6 protein-coding genes and 1 other annotated feature are annotated in these 5,977 nt (G+C 38.4%); all 6 genes read left to right on the top strand.

What is annotated here, in order from left to right:
- The first annotated feature begins 180 nt into the window (after positions 1-180).
- Positions 181-316, top strand: a sequence feature (ribosomal protein L20 leader region).
- A 121-nt stretch (positions 317-437) separates the two neighbouring features.
- Positions 438-968, top strand: a complete 531-nt coding sequence (infC, locus tag AB1498_00820) for a translation initiation factor IF-3 (GenBank protein MEW6086844.1) — start codon at positions 438-440, stop codon at positions 966-968.
- Positions 969-1,025: 57 nt separating this feature from the next.
- Positions 1,026-1,223, top strand: a complete 198-nt coding sequence (rpmI, locus tag AB1498_00825; GenBank protein MEW6086845.1) for a 50S ribosomal protein L35 — start codon at positions 1,026-1,028, stop codon at positions 1,221-1,223.
- Positions 1,224-1,450: 227 nt separating this feature from the next.
- The gene (rplT, locus tag AB1498_00830; protein MEW6086846.1) at positions 1,451-1,816 is read left to right on the top strand and encodes a 50S ribosomal protein L20; all 366 of its coding nucleotides are present in this window, start codon (positions 1,451-1,453) and stop codon (positions 1,814-1,816) included.
- Between the two features lie 3 nt (positions 1,817-1,819).
- On the top strand, positions 1,820-2,836 hold the full coding sequence (gene pheS / locus AB1498_00835; protein MEW6086847.1) for a phenylalanine--tRNA ligase subunit alpha: 1,017 nt from the start codon (positions 1,820-1,822) through the stop codon (positions 2,834-2,836).
- A gap of 53 nt (positions 2,837-2,889) precedes the next feature.
- The gene (gene pheT / locus AB1498_00840; protein MEW6086848.1) at positions 2,890-4,974 is read left to right on the top strand and encodes a phenylalanine--tRNA ligase subunit beta; all 2,085 of its coding nucleotides are present in this window, start codon (positions 2,890-2,892) and stop codon (positions 4,972-4,974) included.
- Positions 4,975-5,084: 110 nt separating this feature from the next.
- Positions 5,085-5,837: a tetratricopeptide repeat protein gene (locus AB1498_00845; GenBank protein MEW6086849.1), complete on the top strand. Its 753-nt coding sequence runs from the start codon at positions 5,085-5,087 to the stop codon at positions 5,835-5,837.
- Positions 5,838-5,977: the final 140 nt, after the last annotated feature.

Genomic DNA, 5,977 nt, shown 5'->3' on the forward strand with positions numbered 1-5,977 from the left:
CTTGTTACCGACTGGAAAGATTATTCTTTTTCTGGTTCGCTTGATTTTAATTTGAATAAAATTATCAGTTAATGTTTACGCAGGCTAAAGCCTGCGGCTACAAAACCACCGGTAACTGACCGGTTACCGTTTTACGTATTTAGCGCTTGACAATTCCTGAAAAATAGTTATAATACATCATTATTAAAGCAGAGGCAGATCCGCTTCTCACCTTACAGCTCAGGCTTGTTAAAGGTTAAAAAATAAAATATTAATTAAAAATTAAATTTATTTTTCATATTAAAGCGGATAGCCATATTCGCTTTTTTTATTAATGAATCCGCCTCAGACGGATGAATTAACCCTGCACCATATGGTGCAGGGTTCAATTCGAAGACGCTTCGCTATGATTTAAGAAGCCAGCAGGCTTCATAAATCAACTTCTCATTGAAAGGGAGGTGATAAAAATACAATTTAATAAACATAGAATCAATTACAGGATAAAAGCGCGTGATGTACAGGTTATTGGAGTTGACGGCAGAAATATAGGTGCGATGCCGGTAAGAAACGCTATTAAGCTGGCAGAAGAACAGGGATTAGATTTAGTTGAAATTGCCCCGAATACAAATCCGCCTGTATGCAAAATAATGGATTATGGGAAATATAAATATGAGCTTCAAAAGAAGGCAAAAGAAGCCAAAAGACATCAAAGGGTCATTGATGTAAAAGAGTTAAAAATCAGGCCTAATATTGAAGAACATGATTATCAGGTCAAGATCAGGAGCCTTCAAAGTTTTTTGGAAAAGGGGGACAAAGTTAAGGTAACCATGATGTTCAGGGGCAGGCAGACTGTTCATATGGATATTGGATATAAGCTTATGGACAGGATAATCCAGGATTCTGCGAGTTTATCTACGATAATACAAAAACCGTCTCTGGAAGGCAGAAATTTAATATTAATACTTTTAGGTAAACCAAAGACAATTTAGGTTTATAGGGTTACAGGGATTAATTCGATAAACTTTAGAAAGGGAGTGGTAATAGGTATGCCAAAACTTAAAACAAAGAAAGGCGCGGCCAAAAGATTTAAGATAACCGGGTCGGGCAGGATATTGCGCCGTAAAGCAGGCCGCAGCCATATTCTGACCAGTAAACAGAAGAGCAGGAAGAGGACCTTGGGTGAACCGGCTTTGGTTTCAAAGGGCGAAGAGAAGAGCATAAAAAGGTTATTGCAGTATAAATGAGGACACAACTTAGATTCGATGTGTTTATTGAATCTAAGTTGTAGTCCGAATTTACCCCGCACTTAAATTTTCTATTTAGTGTTGGGTATTGACGATAAAAGTATTGAAAATTCAGCATGAAATTAAATTATCACTAACAGACGGTTTAAGTGCGGGGTTCAATTCGCACTATCGTTTCTGTTCGCACTTCGTGCTTCATAAACGATGTGCTCATTGAAGGAGGAATTATTATGCGAGTTAAGCGTGGTTATGTGCGGGCAAGAAGAAGAAAAAGGCTGTTAAAAAGGGCTAAAGGATTTAAAGGCGCGAAGGGTAAACTTATTAAATCTGCCAGGGAGGCTCTTTTACACAGCGGACAGTATGCCCTTGCGGGCAGGAGAAAGAAAAAAGGCGATTTTCGCAGCCTCTGGATTGCGAGAATAAACGCGGCAGTCCGCCCTCACGGCCTTTCCTACAGCAGGTTTATAAGCGGATTAAAAAAGGCCGATATCAGATTAAACCGTAAAATATTGTCCAATATGGCAATTTTAGAAAAAGAAAATTTTGCTAAAATCGTTGGGATAGCAAAAGAAAATTTAGAAAAAACCGCATAATCAATGAGAGAAAAATTAGTTGAATTAGAAAAACTTATTTTAGCGGATATTGAGAAAGTATCAGATATTTCCGGGCTTGATAATGTCCGCGTGAAATATCTTGGACGGAACGGGGAATTGACGAATATCCTCCGGGAGCTGGGGAAACTGCCTTCTGAAGAACGGCCTTTAATAGGTAAATTAACCAATGACCTTAAAATTAAAGCACAGAACATTATCGATGAAAAACTTAACCTTTTAAAAGAATCGGGAAGACAAAAAAGCATTAAAGAAGCATCTATCGATATTACATTAAGCGGCAGAAGAAGGCCGCTGGGACATTTACATCCGCTTACACAGGTAATGTATGAAATAGAAGATATTTTTTTGAAACTTGGTTTTGAAATTGTCGAGGGCCCCGAAGTGGAACTTGATTATTACAATTTCGAAGCCTTGAATTTCCCAAAAGACCATCCAGCGAGAGACATGCACGATACATTTTATATTACGGATAATATCATTCTCCGCACTCATACTTCACCGGTCCAGGTGAGGGTAATGGAAAAGAGGTCACCCCCTCTCCAGGTTATTGCGCCCGGCAGGGTCTACCGCTGTGACGCGGATGTTTCTCATTCGCCGATGTTTCACCAGGTAGAAGGTTTTATGGTAGATAAAAAGATAAGCTTCGGAGATTTGAAAGGGGTTTTATCGCTTTTTGCAAGGAAAATGTTCGGTTCAGAGACAAAAGTCCGTTTTCGGCCCAGTTATTTTCCTTTTACTGAACCTTCAGTAGAAATTGATATAGAATGCCGGCTTTGCAGGGGGAAAGGATGCAGGGTTTGTAAAGAAAGCGGGTGGCTCGAGATCCTTGGCGCGGGAATGATTGATCCCGCGGTATTTAAAGCTGTTAAGTATGACCCTGAAAAGTATTCCGGTTTTGCATTTGGAATGGGTGTTGAGCGGATAGCGATGCTCAAATTCGGGATTGATGATATACGGTTATTTTTTGAAAATAATATATTATTCTTAGAACAATTTTAAAAGCCCCCCTATTTCCCCCCTTACGGGGGGATTAAAGGGGGACTTAACTTATTATGCTTTTTAGTTATAGACATCTTAAAAATTATATCAATATTAAATTGTCCCTTTCTGAATTAATGCGGGGTTTGAATTTTATTGGAATTGAATCCAGGGTGATTGATAAAGATAAAGAGATTTTTGAGTCCGAAGTGTCCGCTAACCGGAATGACTGCCTGAGTTATATAGGCCTGGCCCGCGAAATTTCAGCTCTATCAGGGGCGAAAGTTATTTTCCCGAAAATAAAAGTCGATGAGATAAAAGAAAAAGCCGGAAATTTTATCAAAATTTCTATCGAAGATAAAAAAGACTGTTTTCGATATATGGCGAGGATAATAAATAATGTCAGGGTTTCTGGGTCTCCTGCCTGGTTAAAAGAACTTCTTGAACTTCAGGGGATGCGTCCCGTGAATAATATAGTTGATATAACAAATTTTGTTCTGCTTGAATATGGCCAGCCAATGCATGCTTTTGATCTGGATAAAATACAGGGAAAAGCTGTTTTTGTGAGGCTTGCAAAAAAAGGCGAAAATATCGAAACGATTAACCAGCAGAAATACGATTTAGATGAGTCGATGCTTGTTATTGCGGACCGGGAAAGACCTGTGGCGGTTGCGGGCGTGATGGGGGGACTGGACAGCGAGGTCAGCGCGGGGACCGGTTCCATTCTTTTGGAGAGCGCTTTTTTTAAACCGGCAAGTGTTCATAAAACTTCCAGAAAATTAAATTTAAAAACCGATTCCAGTTATCATTTTGGAAGGCAGGTTGACTGGAATATTGTTGAAACCGCACTGGACAGGGCGGCCGGTTTAATCCGGGAAATCAGCGGCGGAGTTATAGCCGGCGGTAAAATTGATTTAAAAACGATCAAGGTAAATCCCAGAGTCATTAATATGAGGCTCGACAGGTTGAATAATATTCTGGGCACCGGTTTAAAAATAAAAAAGGTTGAGCTGATCTTAAAAAAACTGGGTCTTGTTTCCAAAACAGGAAAAGATGTTTTGAGGGTTACCGTGCCTTCACACCGTATGGGGGATTTGGAGAGAGAAATAGATTTAATTGAAGAAGTAAGCAGAATTTATGGTTATGACAATATTAAAGAAACTATTCCCGGGAGAATTTCCGGGGTGTCTGGCAGTGAAATTGAGTGGTGTTTTGAAAGAAAAATTAAGGATATCCTGGTGTCACGGGGAATGTTTGAAGTTATCCCTTATACCTTTTGCCATAAAAATAACCTGGCGAGATACCCCTTTAAAGAAGATGATGACCGGTGCAGAACATTGGAAATTTCCAATCCCTTATCGGGGGACCAGGATATTTTAAAATCAACTGTTGTCCCGGGTCTCCTTGACATCGCAAGGAGAAATATTAATGTAAAAAATAATAATCTTAAAATATTTGAACTGGGAAAAATATTTATTCCCCGGTATGTGCCGGACGGTTCATTCTCCCTGTGCGGGAATGGGCTTCCGGAAGAAAAAAAGATATTATCCGGTTTAATTACGGGATTCAATCAGGTAAAAACATGGACGGAGAATAACCGTTTAACGGATCTTTTTGACCTGAAAGGGGTACTTGAAGACCTGTTTGAAAGCCTGAATATTAAAAATTACAGGTTTTCCGCATCAAGCGATTGTCTATATCATCCTGGTAAAACCGCAAAAATTCATATCGGGCAAAAAGAAACCGGGATTCTCGGTGAAGTGCACCCGGATATCATGGAGAAATATGAGTTTGTAAATCCTGTTTATATCTTTGAAATAGAGTGGCAGAAACTTTTAGATTCTATTCCGGGAAGCAGAAAATATGCAAGCCTGCCGAAATTTCCTAATGTCACCCGTGATATCGCAATGATGGTGTCAAGAGAAATTGAGGCCGAAAAAATACTTTCGTTAATCAAAGAAAACGGGGATTCTTTAATTGAATCGCTTAATATTTTTGATCTTTATACGGGTAAGCAGGTCCCGGAAGGGCTGAAAAGCCTGGCGGTTTCCATTTCATACCGTCATTTGGAGCGTACGCTTACTGATGGCGAGATTGAGTCAATCCAGGGGAAAATCAAATCTGCTCTAATCGAAAAATTTCACGCAACAATAAGATAAATATATGTTAATTAAATTTACTATAGAAACCGAGGTTTCCCATTTTTTCTTGACACAAAAAAATTATTATCGGATAATATATTAAATATAATAATAAATGAGGGACATAAATGGATTTTAAAGCCAGAGATGCGCTTTTTGAAAAGGCTTTTGATTATCAGGCTGATGGCCAGTATGATAAAGCAATCGAAGAATTGAATAAGGTTTTGCATATTGACCCAAATTATGTTGAGGCTTATTATTTAATGGGAAATATTTATAATTTAATGGAAAAAAACGACAAGGCCATTTCATTTTATGAAAAAGTGTTAAAAATTGATCCGATGTATTCAAAAGCCAGATACATGCTGGATTTATTGGTAGATGAAGGAAAAGGCACATCTGAGATTATTGAGGAACGAAAAAAGTGCAAAGAGGCGGAGGTTTATTTTTATCAAGGGATAGAATATTTTAATGCCGGGAATTTTGAAAAAGCGATAGAAGCATTTAAAAGTGCTATTGAAGTATCACCGGAATATCATCAGGCTTATTATAATATCGGGGTGGTTTATTATCATTATACCGGCGATATAAAAAGAGCTGAAGATTTTTGGAAAAAGACTTTGGAATTTGACCCGAAAAACCCAAAAGTTTTTTTAAATTTAGGTATTATTGCATATAAAAGGGGAAAGATCGAAGAGGCTGTTTCTTACTGGGAAAAGATTGCATCCGATAATATCCCGCTTGCCCAGGCATATTGCAATCTCAGTGTTATGTACCATGAGCGGGGAGATACGAAAAAATCGATTGAATACCTGGAGAAGGCGCTTAATTTTAATCCCGATTATAAGGTGGCGAAGGAAAATTTAGAACAATTGAAATAATAACGCAGGCAGTTTAACAGAACTTTGACACCTCGAAAATAAATTTCTTTATTTGATAAGTAATTAGCTGATTTCAGGCAGACGTAGGCACTACGTTTTCTTTTAGGGAAGAAATAATTTTGGGCGGGATTGCGCAGCCT

The sequence above is a fragment of the bacterium genome (assembly GCA_040754625.1).
Lineage (GTDB): Bacteria > JACRDZ01 > JAQUKH01 > JAQUKH01 > JAQUKH01 > JAQUKH01.

Excerpts from the sequence above, each read along its gene's own strand:
- rpmI (MEW6086845.1), top strand. The coding sequence starts at position 1,026 with ATGCCAAAACTTAAAACAAAGAAAGGCGCGGCCAAAAGATTTAAGATA.
- pheS (MEW6086847.1), top strand. The coding sequence starts at position 1,820 with ATGAGAGAAAAATTAGTTGAATTAGAAAAACTTATTTTAGCGGATATT.
- pheT (MEW6086848.1), top strand. The coding sequence starts at position 2,890 with ATGCTTTTTAGTTATAGACATCTTAAAAATTATATCAATATTAAATTG.
- AB1498_00845 (MEW6086849.1), top strand. The coding sequence starts at position 5,085 with ATGGATTTTAAAGCCAGAGATGCGCTTTTTGAAAAGGCTTTTGATTAT.